Genomic DNA, 19,205 nt, shown 5'->3' with positions numbered 1-19,205 from the left:
TGCGGGCCCTCCGGGGGGTTGGGGGATGGTCAGGACCGATCGAGCGGGCTCACCGTGCCGCGCCGAGCCGGAGCCGCACCGCGACGCTGCCCATCCGCGGTACCGGCAGCACGACCTCGCCGCCGTCCACCTCGGTGGCGCCGGTCGGGTCGCCGAGCAGGGTGGCCAGCGACGCCGCCACCACCGGCACCGCGCAGTGCAGCCGCACCGTGGTGGCGGCCGGCGCGTACGACTGGAGGCGTACCAGCAGGTCGGCGCCGGCACCGTCGTCGGCGGCGAGCGGGACCGCGTCGAGCACGGTCACCCGGGGGTCGTCGACCGACAGCAGGGACAGTTCGGCGCCGCGCTCGCCGGTGCCGTGCGCGACGACACCGACCAGCGGCCGGTCGATCTCGTACGCGGTGCGCAGCGCCAGCACGTCGGCCTCCACGTCCTCGCCGACCCGCGGCACGCCCACCGCGTACCGGAACACCGTGTCGAACGCCTGCTCGGACGGGAAGTTGGTGTCCCACAGGTTGTTGTGCACCCAGGAGTAGATCGTGCCGGGCTGTCGCGGCGCGGTCGAGTCCGGGAACGGCGCGTACGGCAGCGGGATCGTCTCCGGTTCCACCAGCGGCGCGTCCCGGGTCACCCAGGCCACCGGACCATCCACATCGGACACCGAGACGAACGACCGGACCGCGCGCATGTGCTGCGGCGCACCCGGCACGTGCTCGATGCCGTCACCGGTCAGCGCGCCGGTGATCTCGTAGTGCACGGTCGGGTCGGTGACCCGGAACGGGAAGGCGAGGTACGCGCTCTCCTTGGTCATCGTGGCCGGCTTGTCGAACCGGTTGTCGAACTCGACGTGCGAGGCGTGGCGGCCCAGCCGGATCGTGGTCCGGGCGGTGCGCACGCCGTCCGCCGCGTACTCGTAGGTCAGCCGCTGCCCGAGCGCGTCGTCGACCCGCTCGACCAGTACCGCCGGGCGGGCCAGCGACCGCGACCCGAGCAGCTCCAGCTCCGGGCTGACCGCCGTCTTGTTCGCCTGGTGGTTGTAGCCGCCGGCGGTGGTGTACGTGTCGTACACGTAGCCGTTGAAGCCGACCACCGCGTCCGGGTCGACCAGCTCGCGCCCGGTCGCCTTCGACACCAGACTCGACACGCACGCCCGGGTCAGGTCGACGGTGAGCCTGAGGTGCTCGTTCTCCAGCGTGACGTCACGTTCGGTGGGCAGCGCCACCGAGCCGTTCGTACCGCCGCCTGCCGCGCTGATGTGCAGCTCGCCGGCCTCGGCGGTGGCCGCCGGGTCGGGCGCGCCGGCGGTCACGTCCAGCCGGACCAGCCCGTACGGGGGGACGTCGGCGACCTCCACCGACACCCACCGGCCGGCGTCCCGGTGCACCGGGTTGACCTGCGGCTCGACCAGGGCGTCGAGCGCGGCGCCGGTACGGGCGTCGGTGACGGTCAGCGGGCGGTCCAGCGGGATGCGCGATTCGCGGACGAAGCAGCGCACCGCCGCGGTCCGGCTCGCCGGCGCGGTGTTCACCGCCCAGAACGTCAGGTCCGCCGCCGGGCCGGCCGGCAGCGTCGCGCCGAGCGCGGCAGCCGCGTGGTCCAGGTAGACCTCGGCGTCGTGCTCACCGTGCAGCGCATGGCCGTACTTCCAGTGCCACTGCTGCTCGCCGGACTGCATGCCCTCGTCGCCGTGCGTCCACGGGTCGGCGGCGCCCCAGGTGTGCTCGTTGAACAGCGACACCGAGGAGTACACCTGGCTGGCGCCGGTCTGCGCGGCCGTCGCCTGCTGCGCGGTGCGGGCCGCCGGGTCCAGCAGCGCGGCCAGCCCGTACAGGCTCTGCGCGGTGGTCACGCCGGCCTGCGCGCGCCGCACCATCGCCTGCGGCCGGGCGCCGGAGCCGACGCCCTCGACCCACCAGTCGCCCCAGTCGCCCTCGAAGACCGGGATCGACTCGCCGAGCCGCTGCTGCGCGTCGGCGAAGAAGTCGGCGTTGGTGGACAGCCGCAGCCGCGGGCTGTCCCACGTCTCGTTCCACCGCTTCACCGTCTCGGCCAGGATCAGCCGCGGCGGCGCGTTGTCGCCGAAGTGGCCCTGCACCCGCAGGTGCAGCACGTCGTGCGGGTACGGCTCCCGGTCGGTCACCGCCGGCCCGTGCCAGCCGAACATCCCCGGCGGGAACGGGTACGGGTTGGTCGCGAGCGAGGTCAGATAGGCCGGCAGCAGGTCGTCGACCATCTCGTACGAGGTGTCGAAGCCCAGCACCGGCCCCTCCATGTAGGCCAGGCCGTGCGGGCTGTCGGTCATCCACACCAGCAGCTCGTTGCCGGCCGGCGAGCGCCACCGGAACAGCCGCGGCAGCTTGTGCCCGCCGTTGACGTTCGGCACCGAGCGTCCGGCCCAGTTGTGCGCCACCGACAGGTACCGCACGTCCAGCTGCGCCAGCGCGTCCGGCAGCCCGGCGACGGTACCCGGCACGTCGGTCTGCATCGCCGAACGGAACTGGACACCGTACTTGTCCCGAACCGTCCGGGCCAGCCGGAGCAGCTCGTGCAGTTCCTCGGTCGAACAGGTGTCGGTGTGCAGGTTGTACGGCATCGCGGTCAGCTCGATCTGGCCGGCCCGGACCCGCTCCAGGAACTCCGCGATGCGCTCCGGTGGCCGCGCGGCCACCCACTGCTCGAACGACCACAGCGACTCGACCGCCCAGCGGAACCTGGCGTCGTCCGGCCAGCCGTCGGTGGTACGGGTCAGGTCCAGGCACGAGTCGAGGAACGCCACGTGCTCGTTGAGCACCGTGCCCTGCGGGTCGGTGTACCCGATGTCCAGGTGCGAGTGGTGCACCAGGTGGATGGTCCAGTCGCGGGCCGGTGGCAGCGGAAACTCCAGCGTCGCGGTATCCCCGGCGCGGCTCGCCGCGGTGTCACCGGCGCGGCTCGCCGCGGTGTCACCGGTGCGGGTCGCCTCGATCCGGACGTCCCGGGTGTCCGACTCGGCCGGCAGCAGCAGCCGGGCGCCACCGGTGGCCGGCAGCACCTCGACCGGCACCCGGCCGCGGCCGGCCACCTCGACCTCGAACCGCCACTGCGCCGGATCGGTCGCGGCACCGGCGAGCAGCACCCGCACCGCGCGCTGCGGGCCGTCCGGGCCGCGCCGCACCAGATGCTCCGGCATCGCCCGCAGCTCGGTACCGCCGACCGCGGTGCTGGCCGCGACGGCCAGCCCGACGGTCCCGGCCCGGGCCTTCTCGGTCGACCATGGTCGGTCGGCCACCAGGGCGCGCGTCGTCATGTGGAATTTCCCCCTCGAACTCGTACGGGTCGTGCTGGGTGCCGCGGCAGGTCAGGACGTCAGCCGCAGGCTGTTGACGAAGAAGCGCTGGAAGACGAAGAACAGCAGTACGGTCGGGATCGACGCGACCAGCGCACCGGCCAGGATGACCGGCGGGCCCGCCGTCCCGTAGCTGCCGGACAGGTCGGCGAGGGTGGCCGTCACCGGCCGCACGTTGGGGCTCAGCGACAGCGTGATGCCGAACAGCAGGTCGTTCCAGATCCAGGTGAACTGGAAGACGAACGTGGCGAGCAGCGCGCTGCGCGCCAGCGGCAGGTGCACCCGGACGAACATCCGCAGCCAGTTCGCCCCGTCCAACTGCGCCGCCTCGGCGATCTCGCGCGGCACCGTCATCAGGAAGTTGCGGTTGACGAAGAACGCGAACGGGATCGTCATCGCCACGTAGATGAGCAACATGCCGTACTGGGTGTCGTACAGGCCGGTCTTCGCGTAGCCGGTGAACAGCGGGGACAGGAAGGTCTGCAGCGGCAGGACCGTGCCGATGTAGATGCCCCAGAACCAGATCGCGGGCCGCTTGACCGGCATCACCGTCACCGCGAAGCCGGCGAGGGCCGAGATCAGTACCGCGATCGCCGCGCCGAGCGCCGCGTAGATCAGCGTGTTGACCATGCCCCGACCGACTCCGGCGGTGCTGAAGGCGGTCTGGATGTTGCCCAGGATGTCGCCCGAGGCGAACCACCAGCGCGGCGAGCCGGTGTACTGCTCGGCGGGGGTGAAGGCGTTGACCACCACCAGCCAGGTCGGTACCAGCCACAGCACCGAGACCAGCACGACCAACACGTTGCGCACGATGCGTGATGCCATCGGATTCCCCTTCACCGCTGCGTCGCCTGGCGACGCAGGTAGAGCCAGGAGGCGGCGAGTACGACGACGGTGAGCACCACGGACACGGCGGCACCGTACCCGTAGCGGCTGAGCGTGAACGTTTCCCGGTACATGGTCAGCGCGAGCGTCTCCGACGCGGTGCCCGGCCCGCCGCGGGTCAGCAGCCAGACGATGTCGAACGTCTTGAGGCTGTTGACGATCGACATGCCGACCACCACGATCGTCATCGGCCGCAGCTGCGGGACGATGATGCTCCAGAACAGCCGGACACCCTGCGCGCCGTCGAGCTTGGCGGCCTCCAGCGTCTCGGACGGGATCGTCTGCAAACCCACCAGGAACAGGATCATCGACGCGCCGGTGGCCTGCCAGGTGGTCGCGAGGATCATCACCACGGTGTTCAGCGGCCAGTGCAGCAGCCATTCCTGTTGCAGCCCGCCGAGGCCGACCGAGGCCAGCGTCTGGTTGATCGCACCGTCGGACTGCAGCAGGAACGTCCACAGCAGCGCGGTGGCCGAACCGGACAGCGCGTACGGGATGACCACGGCGGTGCGGGCGACCGAGCCCCACCTCACCGAGTTGGTCAGCACCGCGATCAGCAGCCCGAGCAGTACCGGCAGTACCAGCGTGCCCACCACCCAGAACACGGTGTTGAGCAGCGACCGGCCGAAGTCCGGGTCGGTGAACAGCGCGACGTAGTTGGCCAGCCCGATGAAGTGCGAGCTGACCCCGTTGTCGTCGAACAGGCTGCGGTACGCGGTGACCAGGAACGGCACCACCAGCAGCACGGCGATCAGCACCACCGCCGGCAGCAGGAACCCGCCGACCCACATCGCCCGGCGCCACTGGAACCGTCGCGGCCGGGTGCCCGCCGCCGGCGGCGCCGCGACCGGCAGCTTCTCCGTCGTCGTCAAGACCGCCACACCTTCCATTCCTTGTCGGCGCGACGCTGCATCGACGACAGCGTGCGGGTCGCGTTGGCCCGGGTCGGGTTGATCATGAACGCGCTCAGGTCCTGCACGTTGCCCTCGATGAGCACCGGCGGCGACGCCTCCCAGTACCGGATGGCCTGGGTCGGCTTCTGCTGCCGCACCGAGGCGGCGAGTTCGGTGATGGCGCCGACCTTCGGGACCACGCCCGGGTCGGCGGAGGTGTCCTTGAGGAAGTCGGTCCAGGCCCGCTGCACCGACGGGTTCAGCCAGGCGTCGGCGACCTTGCGGGCGGCGTCGAGCTTGTGCGCCTTCTTCGACACCGACAGCACCCCGGACTCGACGACGACCGAGTCGTTGCCGCCGGGCGGCGGCGGGAGCAGGAACAGCCCCAGGTTCGCGTCCTTGACCCCGTTGGAGAGGTAGGCGCCGGTGTCCCAGCTGCCGTACAGGTGCATCGCCATCCGGCCCTGGACGAACTGCGCGGGCACCGTGGCGGTGTTGAGGTCCGGCGCGGAGAACGCACCCGCCTGGAACAGCTCGATCCACAGCTTCATCGCCTGCCGGCACACCGGATCGGTGTACGACGCCTTGCCGGCCGTCAGGTCCAGGTAGAACTGGTGGTCCAGCCCGTTGACCAGCTGCTGGAACCAGGTCAGCGACTCGAAGGTGGTGGCACCGCCGGACGCGATCGGGGTGACGTGCTTGGCCTTGAGCGCCGCGACGACCCGCCGGAACTCGTCCCAGTCGGTCGGCACGTCGAGCTTCAGCTTGGCGAAGAGCGGCTTGTTGTAGAAGACCGCCCAGTACGACTTGTACAGCGGAACGCCGTACTGCTTGCCCTGGTAGCTGAACGAGTCGCGCAGCTCCTTGTCGTTGGACCAGCCGTTCTTCGCGGCGAGGTCCCAGGCCGACGACACGTCCTGCAGGATGCCGGACCGGGCGATGTCCTGCAGCCGGTAGCCGCTCCACCACTTGATCAGGTCGGTGGTCGAGTCGGTCTGCGCGGACATCCGCACGATCTGCTGGTAGCTGCTGGTGTCCGGCGAGGCCCGGGCCGACAGCCGGTAGCCGACCAGCCGGTGCAACGCCTTCCCGGCCGCGGCGTAGCCGGGCGCCCAGGTCGGGTTGTCGTTGAACAACGACACCACGTCGCCCGGGGACGGCCGGGTCTGGGTACCCCGGGCACAGCCGGCGGCGGCCAGTCCGACCGCGCCGGCCAGGGCCGAGGCCAGCACCGTCCGCCGGGTGACCGAGTGTCCTGTGTCGCTCGTTTGCACGCCGTGCCCTCCTCGTACCGGGAGCCCCGGGCTGCTAAGTTATCGATAACGTACGCGTGGACTGGTCATTTAACAAGAGGTAACGTTTGCGATAGCTGATCGCCCGTTACCGCGGTGAGGTTGGTGAGATGGACACGGAACAACGGCGCCCGCGAACCCGGCAGTACGAGCCCGCCCCGCACTACCCGGTGCACGGTGGCGCGGTCGCCGCCGGTTGGGCCGCCGCCGCGGCCACCGTGCCCGCCACCGCCCATGTTCTCGCGGTCGACGGGCCGGCGGCGCTGAACTGGCCGGCGGTGGCGGACGCGCTGCGTGCCGCGCTGGCCGGCGCCGGGCGTACGGTCGAGCTGGCCGACGCGCGCACCGCCGCCCGGCCCTGGGCCGAGGTGCTCGAAAGGACCGAAACCGCCCAGCTGCAGCACGACCCGGACTTCGCCCGGCTCGCCGGCGGGACCCTCGGTGAACTGCTCGACCCGGCCGCGCTGGCCCGGCTGGCCGATCCCGACGGCGACGAGCTGCGGGTGCTGTACGGGCCCGGGGCCGGGCTGGCCGCCGCCGACGTGCTGTGGTGGGCCGAGGTGCCGAAGCGCTACCAGGAGGCGGCCGTCGGCGCCGGCCGCGGCCGGCACCTGGCCGCCCCCGAGGACGAGCCGACCAGCACCCGCCGGCTGTTCTACATCGACTGGCCACTGCTCGACCGGCATCGCGACGCGCTCGCCGGCCGGATCGACCGATGGCTGGACGTTACCGATACCGAAGCGCCGACGTCGGTCGGCGGCGCCGCGCTGCGCGAGACCGCCCGGTGGCTCGCCGGCCGCCCGTTCCGGACCCGGCCGACCTTCAACAGCACCCCCTGGGGTGGCCACTGGGGCCAGCAGGAACTCGGCCACAACCCGGACCGGCGGAACACCGCGCTGGGCTACGAGCTGATCGCGCCGGAGAGCGGCGTACTGCTCGGCGACGACGCGCAGACCTGCGTGGAGCTTCCGTTCCAGCTCGTGGTCGGGCTCGCCCCGGCCGACGTGCTCGGTGCGGCCGCGCACGAGCTGTTCGGCACGTCGTTCCCGATCCGGTTCGACTACCTGGACACGGTCGGCGGCGGCAACCTGTCGGTGCACTGCCATCCGCAGCCGGAGACGATGCGCGAGCTGTTCGGCTGGCCGTACACCCAGCACGAGAGCTACTACCTGATGGTCGCCGGCGAGCAGAGCAAGGTGTTCCTCGGCCTGCGCGGCGACGCCGACCTGGACCGGTTCCAGCACGCCGCGCACGACGCCGACGCGCACGGCGTGGGCTTCGACATCGAGCAGTACGTGCAGACGTTCCCGGCGCGGGCCGGCCAGCTGTACCTGGTGCCCGCCGGTACCCCGCACGGCAGCGGCGAGGGCAACGTGGTGCTGGAGGTCAGCGCGACCCCGTACCTGTACTCGCTGCGGTTCTACGACTGGCTGCGCCGGGATGCGGCCGGCCGGCAGCGGGCGGTGCACGTCGAGCACGCGTTCCGCAACCTCGACCCGGCCCGCTCCGGCGACGCGGTCGCCGACCAGCTGGTGCAGCAGCCGCGGACGGTGGGCGGCGGTGCCGGCTGGTCCGAGGAACTGATCGGCGCTTTGCCCGAGATGTTCTTCCAGGTACACCGAATCGCGGTGGAACCGGGCGGGGCCGCCCCGCAGCGCACCGACGACCGCTTCCACGTGCTCACCGTCGTCGATGGTGATGCCGCCCTGATCAGCACCGCCGCCGGGGACAAGCACCGGTTGAACTACGCTGAAACGCTGGCGATTCCGGCCAGTGTCGGCAGCTACCAGGTGCACAACCTCGGTTCGGACCAGGTCCGGCTGGTGAAGGCGATGGTGTCATGAGGGCAATGAGCAGGCCATGAACGAGCGAACCATGGCTGGGTGCCTCGTGGGCGTTCCGACGCAGGAGGAACGGCCATGAGTGAGCGTCAGCGAGCGAATCATGGGCGCTGTGCGGTGGGGTGCCTCGTGGGCGTTCCGACGCAGGAGGAACGGCCATGAGTGAGCGTCAGCGAGCGAATCGTGGGCGCTGTGCGGTGGGGTGCCTCGTGGGCGTTCCGACGCAGGAGGAACGGCCATGAGCTCCTCGCGGTCGGGACCGGGGCCGGAGACCGGGCTGACGATGCGGGACGTCGCCGAGCGGCTCGGGGTGAGCCCGATGACGGTCTCCCGGGCGCTGCGCGGCCGGCCGGGGATCGGTGCGGCGACCCGGGAGCGGGTGCTCGCCGAGGTCGCGGCGCTCGGCTACCGGCCGAACAAGCTGGCCCGGGGGCTGCGGTCGGGCGGGCCGCACGAGCTGATCGGCCTGCTGGTGACCAATCTCGGCAACCCGTTCTACTCGCAGCTGGCGGTCGGCGTGGAGCAGGTCGCGGTGCGCTACGGCGCCCGGGTGATGCTCGGTTCCACCGGCGCCGATCCAGACTCCGAGCACGAGGTCGTCGACGACCTGCTGGAACGCGGCGTCGACGGGCTGGTGGTGGTACCGGCCGGGCACGACCACGCGCACCTGGGCGCGGTGCAGCTGCGCGGTACCCCGGTGGTGCTCGCGGCGAGCCCGCCGATGGGCGCCGACCTCGACTGCGTGCTGGTGGACGACTTCGGCGGCACCCGGGACGCCTGCCGGCGGCTGATCGAGCACGGCCACCGGCGGATCGGGTTCCTCGGCCTGCCGGCGGCGCTGTGGACCGGCTCGGAGCGGTTCCGCGGGTACGCGTTCGCGCTGGACGAGGCGGGCATCGAGGTGGACGAGCGGTACGTGCGCCGGCTGCGCGGCGATGTCGAGGCGATCGAGGCCGCGGCGCGCGAGTTGATCGACCAGCCGGAGCCGCCGACCGCGCTGCTGACCGCGAACAACCGCAACACCGTGGGCGCGCTGCGCGCGCTGCGGTTCCGCGACACCGATGCGCCGCGGGTGGAACTGGCCGGATTCGACGATGTGGAGCTCGCCGACGTGTTGCACCTGCCGCTGACCGTCGTCTCGTACGACCCGATCGAGATCGGCCGGTCGGCCGCGACCCTGCTGTTCGACCAGCTGGCCGGCACCGACCCGGTCGCGCAGCACCGGCCGCGCCGGCTGACCGTGCCGACCACGCTGGTCGACTACGCGGTGCAGCCGCGACCGCGGACCGCGGCGACGGCGGGACCGGCCCGATGACCGGCCGCACGACCGCGTCGAGCGAACCGCGAGCCGCCGGTACCGGTGCGGGTGCATCGGGCGCCGGGCGCGCACCGGCCGCTCCGCGGGCCACGCCGGCCGCCGGGCGCGGTCCGGTCGCGGCGGCTGCCGAGGGGCCCGCGGTGCCGGCGGGCGGGTACCAGCCGGCGGTCGAGGTCGGTGGATCGCACGTGACCGCTGCGGCCGTCGACCTGACCGCCGGTACCGTCGTCGCCGGCAGCCGGTGCCGGTCCGGGCTGGACCCGGCAGCGGACGCGGACACTCTGTTGGCGGCCATCGCCGCCACCGCACGAGAGCTGGTCGACCGGTGCCCGGGGCGGCTCGCCGACCGCTGGGGCCTCGCCGTACCGGGCCCGTTCGACTACGCGACCGGCATCGCCCGCTATCGCGGCGTCGGCAAGTTCACCTCGCTGCGCGACGTTCCGGTCGGTGACCGGCTCGCCGAGCGGCTCGGGGTGACGCCGGACCGGCTGCGGTTCCTCAACGACGCGTCCGCGTTCGCGCTCGGTGCCCGGCGGTTGCACGCGCCGCACGCGGGTCGGCTGGCCGCGTTCACCCTCGGTACCGGCGTCGGGTCGGCGTTCCTCGATGCCGACCGGGTCGTCGAGGACGGCCCCCTGGTGCCGCCGGAGGGCCGCGCGGACCGGCTCACCATCGCCGGCCGGCCGCTGGAGGACACCGCCTCCACCCGCGCGATGACCGCCCGGTACGCGCAGCGCACCGGGCGGCGCGTCGACGGCCTGCGCGAGCTGACCGCACTCGCCGCCGACGGCGACGAGATCGCCGTCGAGACGGTGCACACCGCGATGACCGCGCTGGGTGGCGCGCTGGCCCCGTGGCTGGTCGGGTTCCGGCCGGACGTGGTGGTGTTCGGCGGCTCGATCACCGCAGCCTGGGCGATCGTGGGCCCGCCGCTGCTCGCCGCGCTCGGTGTCGACACGGTCGTCGTGGTACCGGACGGGGAAGCGGCGGCGCTGCTCGGCGCGGCCACGCACGTCGCCGACATCGATCCGGGCCCGGCCAGCGGAGCGGGCGTCACCGGCGCCGCGCACGCCGCCGGTACCGGCAACTAGCCAACGACCTGCGCGCACGCTCGCGCTGCCTCGCCCCGGCGATACCGGGTGCCTCGACGGATGCCGACCCCGGTGCGAGCTAATACGTATTAAGTCTTGACTGTCGGCACATTGCCGGAGTCTCATGGGCCTGAGCCGATGGTCGACGACGACTCCGAGGGGTGTACCTTGTCCGATCCCGCGTCCCCGCTCCGGCCTCGGGTATCCCGACGCCACGTCCTGCTCGGTGCCGCGGCGGTGGCTCCCGCCTGTCTCGGAGCTGCCGTCGCCGGCGGACCGGGCCGCGCCTCCGCCTCCCCGGCCGACAGCGACTTCGACACGGTCCGGTCGCAGTGGCGCTCGACGCTGGTCAGCTCCGACACCGACGATCCGGTGGTCGCCAGGTACGTGCGGGATTCCGCGGCCGTGGCCGCGGACCTCTGGCACTCGATGGACACCGCACCGGATCGGACCTATCTGTGGGCCGACGAGGACAGCAGCACGATCCCCGCGGTCCAGCGCAACAACATGGGCAGGTTGCGACAGCTCGCGCTCGCGCTGAAGACCCCCGGATCCGCCCTGTCCGGTGACGCCGGCCTGACCGCGGACCTGGTCTCGGCGTTCGACTGGTTCCTCGCCAACAAGTACGGGGTGACCGCCATGTACGGCGGCTGGTGGGACTGGCAGATCGGCATCCCGCTGGCGCTCAACGACTTCTGCATCCTGATGTACGACGACCTGTCGGCGGACCGGATCGCCACCGCCATGGCGGCGATCGCCCGCTACGAGCCCGATCCGCGCACCATCGGATCGGGCCGGGCCACCAGCGCCAACCTGAACTGGACCTCGGCGATCACGTTGGTACGTGGGGCGTTGAGCCGGGACGCGGCGACCATGCGGCTCGCCAAGTCGGCCTGGGCGGCCATGTTCGACTACTCGACCACCGGCGACGGGTTCTACCCCGACGGAGGTTTCATCCAGCACGAGCACTACTCCTACAACGGCAGTTACGGCGTCTCGCTGCTGCAGTACCTGGTGTACGGCGTCGTCGCGGCGCGGGGCACGCCGTGGGAGTTCAGCGCCGAGGCGGTCGACCGGCTGGTGAGGTGGGTGCAGGAGAACTACCGCCCCTGGATCTACCACGGCGCGTTCATGGACCTGACCCGCGGCCGGGCGCTGTCACGTTTCTACGAGACCGATCACCGGATCGGCCGGTTGACCAGCGCGACACTGCTGCAGCTGGCCCAGGCGGTACCGGCAGCGCAGGCCGGTGCGATCAGGTCCGCGGTCAAGGGCTACCTGATGCGGGACTCGTTCCTGCCGTTCTTCAGCTACGATCCGATCCCGATCGAGCAGGTTCGGATACCGTCGATCGTCGAAGCTCGCGCGGTGCTGGCCGATCACTCGGTCGTTCCCGCCGAGGAGGTGGTGAGCACCCGGGTCGCGACGTCCATGGCGCGCGCCGTACACCGGCGAACCGGGTTCGCCTACGCCATCGCGATGGACCGGCACGCCATCTACTCCTTCGAGACGGCGAACCAGGAGAACGAGCAGGGTTGGTACACCGGCGAAGGGGCCGTCTACGTGTACCTGTCCGACCAGATCGGCCAGTGGGCCGACATGTACTGGCCGACCGCCGACAAGTACCGCATCCCTGGCATCACCCGGGATCTGCGCACCCTGCCGCCCGGTGTCAAGCGCTACACGTACAACGAGTGGGCCGGTGGCGCCGTGCTCGACGACCGGGCCGCGGTGGGGATGCGGCTCCACCCCAAGGGGCAGAGCCTGCGGGGCAACAAGTCCTGGTTCTGCATGGACGATGCGGTGGTCTGCCTCGGCGCCGGGATCCGCAGCAGCGACGGCTACGGCGTCGAGACCGTGGTGGACAACCGCAACATCGGCGAGAACGGGACGGCCGCGCTCAGCTTCGACGGCGGTCGCCGACTGTCCGGCGTCGGTGCCACCCCGACCCGGGTGCGAGCGAACTGGGCGCACCTCGACGGGGTCGGCGGATACGTGTTCCCGCAACGCACCCCACTCGCGGTGCTGCGCGAGGACCGGTCCGGCCGGTGGACGGCCATGGACCGGCGCGGCGTGTACGAAGACGACACCCTCTACACCCGGCGCTTCGCGACGATGTGGATCGACCACGGCACCGATCCGACCGACGCGCGGTACGCCTACGTGCAGCTACCAGCGGCGTCGCGGGCGGACGCGGAACGCTTCGCCCGGCGCGGTGTGGTGGAAGTGCTGGCGAACACCCCGGCGGTCCAGGCCGCGACGCGCCGCGACCTGGGGCTGACGATGGTGAACGTCTGGGCGTCCGGCGCGCCGCCGGTCGGTGGCATCTCCGTCGATCGCCCCGCGTCGGTGGTCGTCAGCGACGTGCGCGGCACGCTCGGCGTGGCCATCTGCGATCCGACACAGCTGTTGACGGGCACCGTCACCGTCGAGGTGTCCGTGCCGGCGCGACGGTACCTCGGCGGTGACGCGGAGGCCCACGCCGAGTGTCACGGGAACTCGGTGTCGCTGACGGTCGACATGACCGGCTCGGCCGGCCGATCGTACGTGGCTCGTTTCCGCCGCTGAACCGACTGGCCCGGCGCGGCGGAGCCGTTTCTCCGAGGGAGGCTGATCGTGTCCGGCGGGACGCCCACGAACGCGACCGACCCGAACGGCGCCTCACCGAGCCGTACTGTCGCGGGGGATCAGTTGCGATGCGACGATCTCGTGGCGCCCCGGCCCGGCGTAGCCGTGGATGCGCTCGGCGAGCAGGCGCACGGCGGTCCTTGCTATCTCGGCCTTGTGTGGTCCGATGGTGGTGAGGGGTGGCCACAGGTTCCGGGCGATGATCAGGTCGTCCCAGCCGGTCACGGCCACCTCGCCGGGCACCCGGACCCGCCTGCTGTGCAGCGCGTGGAGGGCTCCCGTGGCGAGCGAGTCGTCCCTGCACACGATGCCGTCGAAAGTGACGCCCTGGTCGAGCGCGTCGGCGACGGCGCGGTGTCCCTCGTCGGCGGAGTAGTGCTCGATCTGCAGCCGACGTCGAGGATCTGCCCGCTGACCTGCCATCTCGAGCGCCTGTTCGTATCCGGCGAAGCGCTGGCCGGTGGTGTGTGTCAGTCCATGACTTTCGACTCCGAGGAAGGCGATGTGCCGACATCCTCTCTCGATCAGGTGCGTGGTGGCCTCGCGAGCCGCAGCCTCGTTGTCGATCATGACGTGGTCGACGCCGGCGGGGGCAGGGCCTTCGCCCAGCAGCACCAGGGCGAAGCCCGGACTTCGGTCCACCAGGTCGTCGGGCGTCAGGGCCACCGGATGAAAGATCACCCCGTCGACCAGGCCGCGTTCCCGCTCGGCGAGGATCGCCAACTCGTTGTTGCGGTCGCCGTGCGTCTGCTCGATCACCGCTCGAAGCCCCGACCTGCGGGCCGCGCGATCGAGCAGGTTCGAGATCTCGGCGAAGTAGGGCACGGTGACCGACGAGACCGCGACCGAGATCGTGCCGGTCTGGCCGGTGGCGAGTCGTCGAGCGGTGACGTTGGGCCGGTAGCCCAACTCGTCGATCGCGGCCCGTACCCGTGCGCGCGTCGCCGGTGTGGCGGATCCCGTTCCGTTGACGACGTTCGACACCGTCTTCATCGAGACCCCCGCGAGGGCCGCGACGTCGGTCAACCGGGGCCTGCTCATCCAACCTCCCGCGCCTTGTCTGCGATCGATCGTATCGGCTGACTCGGGGCCCTGGACCGGGCCAGCCGTCCCGGATCCGAGCGATGCCTTGACAATGAGTACAGCGCTGTACCAACCTTGCAGCCGACCCGTTGTCACGCCCCTGTTTCCATTTCTGGGAAAGGAGACGGAGAATGCTGCCAGCCGCCCGCGGGGTTGCCCGGCGTCGCCTTCTTGCTGGTTCTGCCGCCGCCGTCGGAGCATCGCTCGCGGCCAGTGCGGCCGTGCCGGCACGCGCCGCCAATGCGGCCCCGCGCCGCAGTTCGCCGATGCAGCTGGACCTGTCCAGGTACGTCGAACTCGACGCCGATTTTCTGCACACCCAAAATGCCCACTACGCGCGCATCAAGCGGATGCGTGACGGGCGCTTCATCCTCTTCTACCAGGACAGCCCGCAGGCCTGGAACATCTACTGCACGACCGGTCGCGACCTGAAACACTGGGCCGCACCGAAGAAGCTCTTCTCGTCGCACAAGATCCTCGACGGTGCGGACGACCGGTGCTATTCCAGCGGCGACGCCCGTGTTCTGGACAACGGTGACATCCTCGCGGTGTGCTCTTTCCGGGCCAATCACCGGTTCAGTCTCGACATGAAGCTCGACGGGCTGATGCTGCGCCGCAGCACCGACAACGGCCGCACCTGGCAGGACGAACAGGTGATCTACGTCGGCGCCAACTGGGAGCCGTTCGTACACCAGACAGGAAGCGGTGAAGTCCAGGTTTACTTCACCCACAGCGCACCGAAGCGGGCGGTCGAGAACACGAAGGGCTCCACCGGGGTCGCGATCATCCGATCCTTTGACCGCGGTCGAACGTGGACGCCGCACGTCACGGATTACCCGTATGCTGCCTATCGCGTTGCGCAGCAGTACACCCGAACCAACGATGACGGCGTCAAGATGTTCACCGATCAGATGCCCAGCGCGCTGCAGATCAATTCCAACGGCGGAATCGCGCTCGCCATGGAGTCCCACCTGGCCAACGGTGACTACCTGATCTCGTTGGCCTACACCGCGCACGACTGGCCCGTCGAACTGGGCATGGACGAGCCTGGGCCGGCCGACCGCCAGAACAACGTCTTCCTCGGCGCGGCCCCGTACCTGGCCCGGTTCCCGTCCGGCGCGACGGTGCTGTCCTACAACCACGCCTCGCGCCAGTACCTTCGCCTCGGCGATTCCGATGCCCGCGAATTCGGCGACCCGACCGCGTATTTGCCGGGTGACGGGTACTGGGGCTCGACCGAGGTGATCGGCCCTCGACAGCTCGTCAGCACGATGGCCAACGTGCGATCCGATGGCAACAAGATCATGATCGGCGTGCTCGACCTGGTCGGGGCCTGATCACGCCGCTCAGCGCGCGCTGCCGACAGCCGCTCGGCGCTCGCCGCGGACGGCGGGGAGGTGGGGCCGAAACCGAGTCAGGTTCAACGTTGTATTTCCGTCCTGTGGCAGGTAGGTTCAACGACCATCGCAGGTCCGCCAGCGACGGCGGACGAGCGCGTTCACCGCGATGCGGATGGCTCCGGCACAGCCGGACGGCGCCTTCCGGTGCACGACGCAGCCACCACGAACGACGCGGGAGAGGTGCCCCAGTGGCTGGTTCCGGGACGTACGGACTGCGCGCCAGCGCGCAGCAGGGGAATCGCCTTCGTCCCCAGCTCCTCCGCGACTCGTACCGGGATCTCAGCGGTGCCTGGGGCTTCGCCCACGACGACGCCGGCGTGGGGGAGCGAGAGGGTTGGTGGGACGGTCGGCCGTTGCCCGCGACGATCGTCGTCCCGTACCCGCCGGACTCGGCCGCCTCCGGTGTCGGTGCCCCCGGATACCACCCCGCCGTCTGGTACCGGCGCGAGATCGCGGCCGACGATCTCGCCGCCGCGGGGTTCCAGGACGGTCGGCGGCTGCTGGTCCACTTCGGTGCGGTCGACTACCGCGCCCGGGTCTGGTTGAACGGGGTGTGCGTCGGCGAGCACGAAGGCGGGCACACGCCGTTCACGATCGACGTCACGGACGCGCTCGCCGCCCGGGACGTGCCCGGCAGGCACGTGCTCGTGGTGCGCGCCGAGGACGACCCGCAGGACGTGGCCCAACCGCGCGGGAAGCAGGACTGGCGCCCGGAGCCGCACGCCGTCTGGTACCACCGTACGACCGGCATCTGGCAGCCCGTCTGGCTGGAAGCGGTGGCGCCGATCCGCGTCGAGGACGTGTGGTGGACGTGCGATCTGACCCGCGGTACCGCGACGGCGCAGGTCTCCCTCAGCAGGCGGGTGGCGGCCCGCGTCCGGGTCACGATCGCGCACGACACGGCGGTGCTGGGCGACACCGAGACCGCGGTGGACGACGCGGTCGTGTCGGTGACGGTCCCCATCGACGGCCAGGGCAACGGCCAGCGGTACGAGGAACTGCTGTGGCGCCCGGGTTCCCCGGTCCTGCTGGACGCCTGGGTCAGCGTGCGGGTCGACGGCGTGGAGACCGATGTGGTGGCCAGCTACCTGGGGCTCCGATCGGTGCGTGCCGGGGACGGTCGATTCTGGCTCAACGACAGGCCGCTCGTGCTGCGCTCGGTGCTCAGCCAGGGGTACTGGCCGGAGTCGCACCTCGCGGCCCCGTCGGCCGACGCGCTCCGGCAGGAGGCGGAACTCGTGCTGGCGCTGGGATTCAACGCGGTCCGGGTGCACCAGAAGATCGAGGATCCGCGGTTCCTGTTCCACGCCGACCGGCTCGGTCTGCTGGTGTGGGGGGAGATGGCCGCCGCATACGCCTTCTCCGAGGTCGCCGTGCGCCGCACGGTCTCGGAGTGGACGGCGGCGGTGGTCCGCGACCGGAGTCACCCGTGCATCGTGACCTGGGTACCGCTGAACGAGAGCTGGGGCGTCCAGCACGTGGCGTCCCGGGCCGACCAGCGCGCGTTCGTCGAGTCGCTCTACCACCTGACGAAGGCGCTCGACCCGACCCGCCCGGTCATCTCGAACGACGGTTGGGAGCACGGCACCACGGACCTGTGGACCCTGCACGACTACGAGTCGCGGGGCGAGGTGCTGGCGGCGCGGTACGCCGCGGCCCCCGAGGCGTTGCGGGAACTGGTCGACGGCGTGGGGCCGGCCGGCCGGCGGGTTCGGCTCCCCGGCGCGCCGGAGCGTGGCCAGCCCGTCATGCTCACGGAGTTCGGTGGCGTCAAGTGGTCGGTGGACGCCGCGCCGGCCGACGCCTGGGGCTACTCGGAGGCCGCCGACGCCGACGATTTCGCCGCCAGGATCGGGACGATCCTCGCCCCGGTGCTCGGTGGCGTCACCGGTGCCGGTCGGCGCGCCGGGCTCGCCGGCTGGTGCTGGACCCAACTCACCGACACCCTGCAGGAACGCAACGGCCTGCTGACCGCGGAGCGGGCGCCGAAGCTGCCGATCGACACGCTCCGCGGACTCATCGATCCGGAACGCAGATCCGACCGGTAACCGCCGCTCGCCTCCGACGGGAGACGCGCGCTGCCAGTCCTGGGGAAACGTCCGCCCACCTTCCGAGGAGGAAGTCTTGATCAGGAAAAGGTTGGCCGCCGTCGTCGCCGCGGCGTCGGTCGCAGCGCTCGTACTCTCCGGGTGTTCCGGCGGCGGTGGAGACGTCAACGCCCAGGCGAAGCAGTTCACCAAGAACACGAAGGCGGAGATCTCGTTCGCCTGGTGGGGCAACAACGATCGCGCCGACAAGTTCAAGGAGGCGATCTCGCTCTTCAACAAGAAGTACCCGAACATCAAGGTCACTCGCAGCTTCGCGTCCTTCGGTGACTACTGGACGGCACGCAACACCGAAGCCGCCGGCCGCACCCTGCCGGACCTGATGATGATGGACGCCAACAATCTCTCCGAGTACTCCCGGAAGCACCTGCTGCAGGACCTCAGCCCGTTGCGGAAGAACGTCATGCCGCTCGACGGCCTCTCCGACTCCGCACTGTCGGTGGGAAAGGCCAACGGCGAGCTCGACTCGATCCCGCTGGGTACCAACGCGTGGTCGATGATGTACAACAAGGACCTGCTCGACAAGCTCAAGATCGCCTACCCGACCGACCACATGACCTGGAGCGAGCTGAAGAGCTACGTTCGCAAGGTCGATCAGGCGGGGGCGTCGGCGAAGCCGTCGGAGTACGGCTCCAGCGACTTCACCGGGAGCCTGCCCGGCTTCATCTACTGGCGCATGCAGCAGGGTAAGGGCGTCTTCACGAAGGACGGCAAGCCGGCGTTCACCCAGCAGGACGTCGTCGACTACGTGGACAGCGTCAAGGATCTGCGCGCCGACGGCAAGTTCTTCCCCATCAAGCGAAACGCCGCCCTCAGCCCGAAGGACGGGTTCCTCGCCGGCCAGTACGCGCTGTGGTTCAACTTCTCGACGACGCTGCTGCAGGCGATGACCGACTCGGGCACCAACCGTATCGGCATCGTGCCCGCGCCGGGGCCCGACGGGGTGGACCAGCACGTCCTCGCGACGCACCCGAGCCTGCTGCTGAGCGTGTCGGCCAACTCGCAGCAGAAGGCCGCCGCCGCCGCCCTGCTGAACTTCCTGGTGACGTCGCCGGGCGTGGCGAAGATCTTCGGCACCTCGCTGGGTGTTCCCGAGACCCGGCAGGCCCGTGCCGCCGCGGCGAAGGTGAACGCGACGCCGGCCGATGCGCCGATCCTCCAGTACGCCCGCTACACGCAGTCCCAGCAGACGCCGGCCTATCCGTCGCTGCCGGCGGGCTACGGCACCATCGAGACCAAGTGGGGTGACCTGCACCAGCAGCTGTCGTACGGAAAGATCGACAGCAGGCAGTTCGCGCAGCAGTTGTTCGACGAGATGTCCGTGTCCCTCGGGAACTGATCGCG

At 70.9% G+C, this 19,205-nt stretch carries 12 protein-coding genes; 7 read left to right on the top strand and 5 right to left on the bottom strand.

What is annotated here, in order from left to right; genetic code table 11:
- Positions 1–49 precede the first annotated feature (49 nt).
- From Athai_RS18805 to Athai_RS18790, 4 genes are read right to left on the bottom strand one after another with little or no spacing between them, the layout of a single operon-like run.
- Positions 50–3,286, bottom strand: coding sequence for a glycoside hydrolase family 38 N-terminal domain-containing protein (locus Athai_RS18805; RefSeq protein ID WP_203962700.1), 3,237 nt, complete (start codon positions 3,284–3,286; stop codon positions 50–52).
- Between the two features lie 51 nt (positions 3,287–3,337).
- Positions 3,338–4,150 (bottom strand): carbohydrate ABC transporter permease, encoded by an 813-nt coding sequence (locus tag Athai_RS18800; RefSeq protein WP_203962699.1) that lies wholly within the window; start codon positions 4,148–4,150, stop codon positions 3,338–3,340.
- An 11-nt stretch (positions 4,151–4,161) separates the two neighbouring features.
- Positions 4,162–5,091: a carbohydrate ABC transporter permease gene (locus Athai_RS18795; protein WP_420829790.1), complete on the bottom strand. Its 930-nt coding sequence runs from the start codon at positions 5,089–5,091 to the stop codon at positions 4,162–4,164.
- On the bottom strand, positions 5,079–6,377 hold the full coding sequence (locus Athai_RS18790; protein ID WP_203962697.1) for an ABC transporter substrate-binding protein: 1,299 nt from the start codon (positions 6,375–6,377) through the stop codon (positions 5,079–5,081). The genes Athai_RS18795 and Athai_RS18790 overlap by 13 nt, the downstream gene beginning before the upstream one ends.
- Positions 6,378–6,505: 128 nt before the next feature.
- On the opposite strand from Athai_RS18790, the gene Athai_RS18785 reads away from it, so the two are divergent.
- From Athai_RS18785 to Athai_RS18770, 4 genes are all read left to right on the top strand, one after another.
- Complete coding sequence (locus Athai_RS18785; RefSeq protein WP_203962696.1) at positions 6,506–8,239, top strand: class I mannose-6-phosphate isomerase; 1,734 nt, start codon at positions 6,506–6,508, stop codon at positions 8,237–8,239.
- A 235-nt stretch (positions 8,240–8,474) separates the two neighbouring features.
- Positions 8,475–9,551 (top strand): LacI family DNA-binding transcriptional regulator, encoded by a 1,077-nt coding sequence (locus Athai_RS18780; protein WP_203962695.1) that lies wholly within the window; start codon positions 8,475–8,477, stop codon positions 9,549–9,551.
- 191 nt (positions 9,552–9,742) lie between these two features.
- On the top strand, positions 9,743–10,645 hold the full coding sequence (locus Athai_RS18775; protein WP_203962694.1) for an ROK family protein: 903 nt from the start codon (positions 9,743–9,745) through the stop codon (positions 10,643–10,645).
- Positions 10,646–10,882: 237 nt separating this feature from the next.
- Positions 10,883–13,213 (top strand): polysaccharide lyase 8 family protein, encoded by a 2,331-nt coding sequence (locus Athai_RS18770; RefSeq protein WP_203962693.1) that lies wholly within the window; start codon positions 10,883–10,885, stop codon positions 13,211–13,213.
- Between the two features lie 93 nt (positions 13,214–13,306).
- Here the strand turns inward: Athai_RS18770 and Athai_RS18765 are convergent, their stop codons facing one another.
- Positions 13,307–14,299: a LacI family DNA-binding transcriptional regulator gene (locus Athai_RS18765; RefSeq protein ID WP_203962692.1), complete on the bottom strand. Its 993-nt coding sequence runs from the start codon at positions 14,297–14,299 to the stop codon at positions 13,307–13,309.
- 188 nt (positions 14,300–14,487) lie between these two features.
- On the opposite strand from Athai_RS18765, the gene Athai_RS18760 reads away from it, so the two are divergent.
- The 3 genes from Athai_RS18760 (at position 14,488) to Athai_RS18750 (ending at position 19,200) form a co-directional block, all read left to right on the top strand.
- On the top strand, positions 14,488–15,693 hold the full coding sequence (locus Athai_RS18760) for a sialidase family protein (protein WP_203962691.1): 1,206 nt from the start codon (positions 14,488–14,490) through the stop codon (positions 15,691–15,693).
- Between the two features lie 104 nt (positions 15,694–15,797).
- On the top strand, positions 15,798–17,804 hold the full coding sequence (locus Athai_RS18755) for a glycoside hydrolase family 2 protein (RefSeq protein WP_338028149.1): 2,007 nt from the start codon (positions 15,798–15,800) through the stop codon (positions 17,802–17,804).
- 76 nt (positions 17,805–17,880) lie between these two features.
- Positions 17,881–19,200 carry an ABC transporter substrate-binding protein gene (locus Athai_RS18750; protein ID WP_203962690.1) on the top strand — a complete coding sequence of 440 codons (1,320 nt, stop codon included), beginning with the start codon at positions 17,881–17,883 and terminating at the stop codon, positions 19,198–19,200.
- Positions 19,201–19,205: the final 5 nt, after the last annotated feature.

This window comes from Actinocatenispora thailandica (assembly GCF_016865425.1).
Classification (GTDB): Bacteria; Actinomycetota; Actinomycetes; order Mycobacteriales; family Micromonosporaceae; genus Actinocatenispora; species Actinocatenispora thailandica.
The sequence above is the reverse complement of the archived record's forward strand: the minus strand, read 5'-3'. Positions and strand labels throughout refer to the sequence as shown.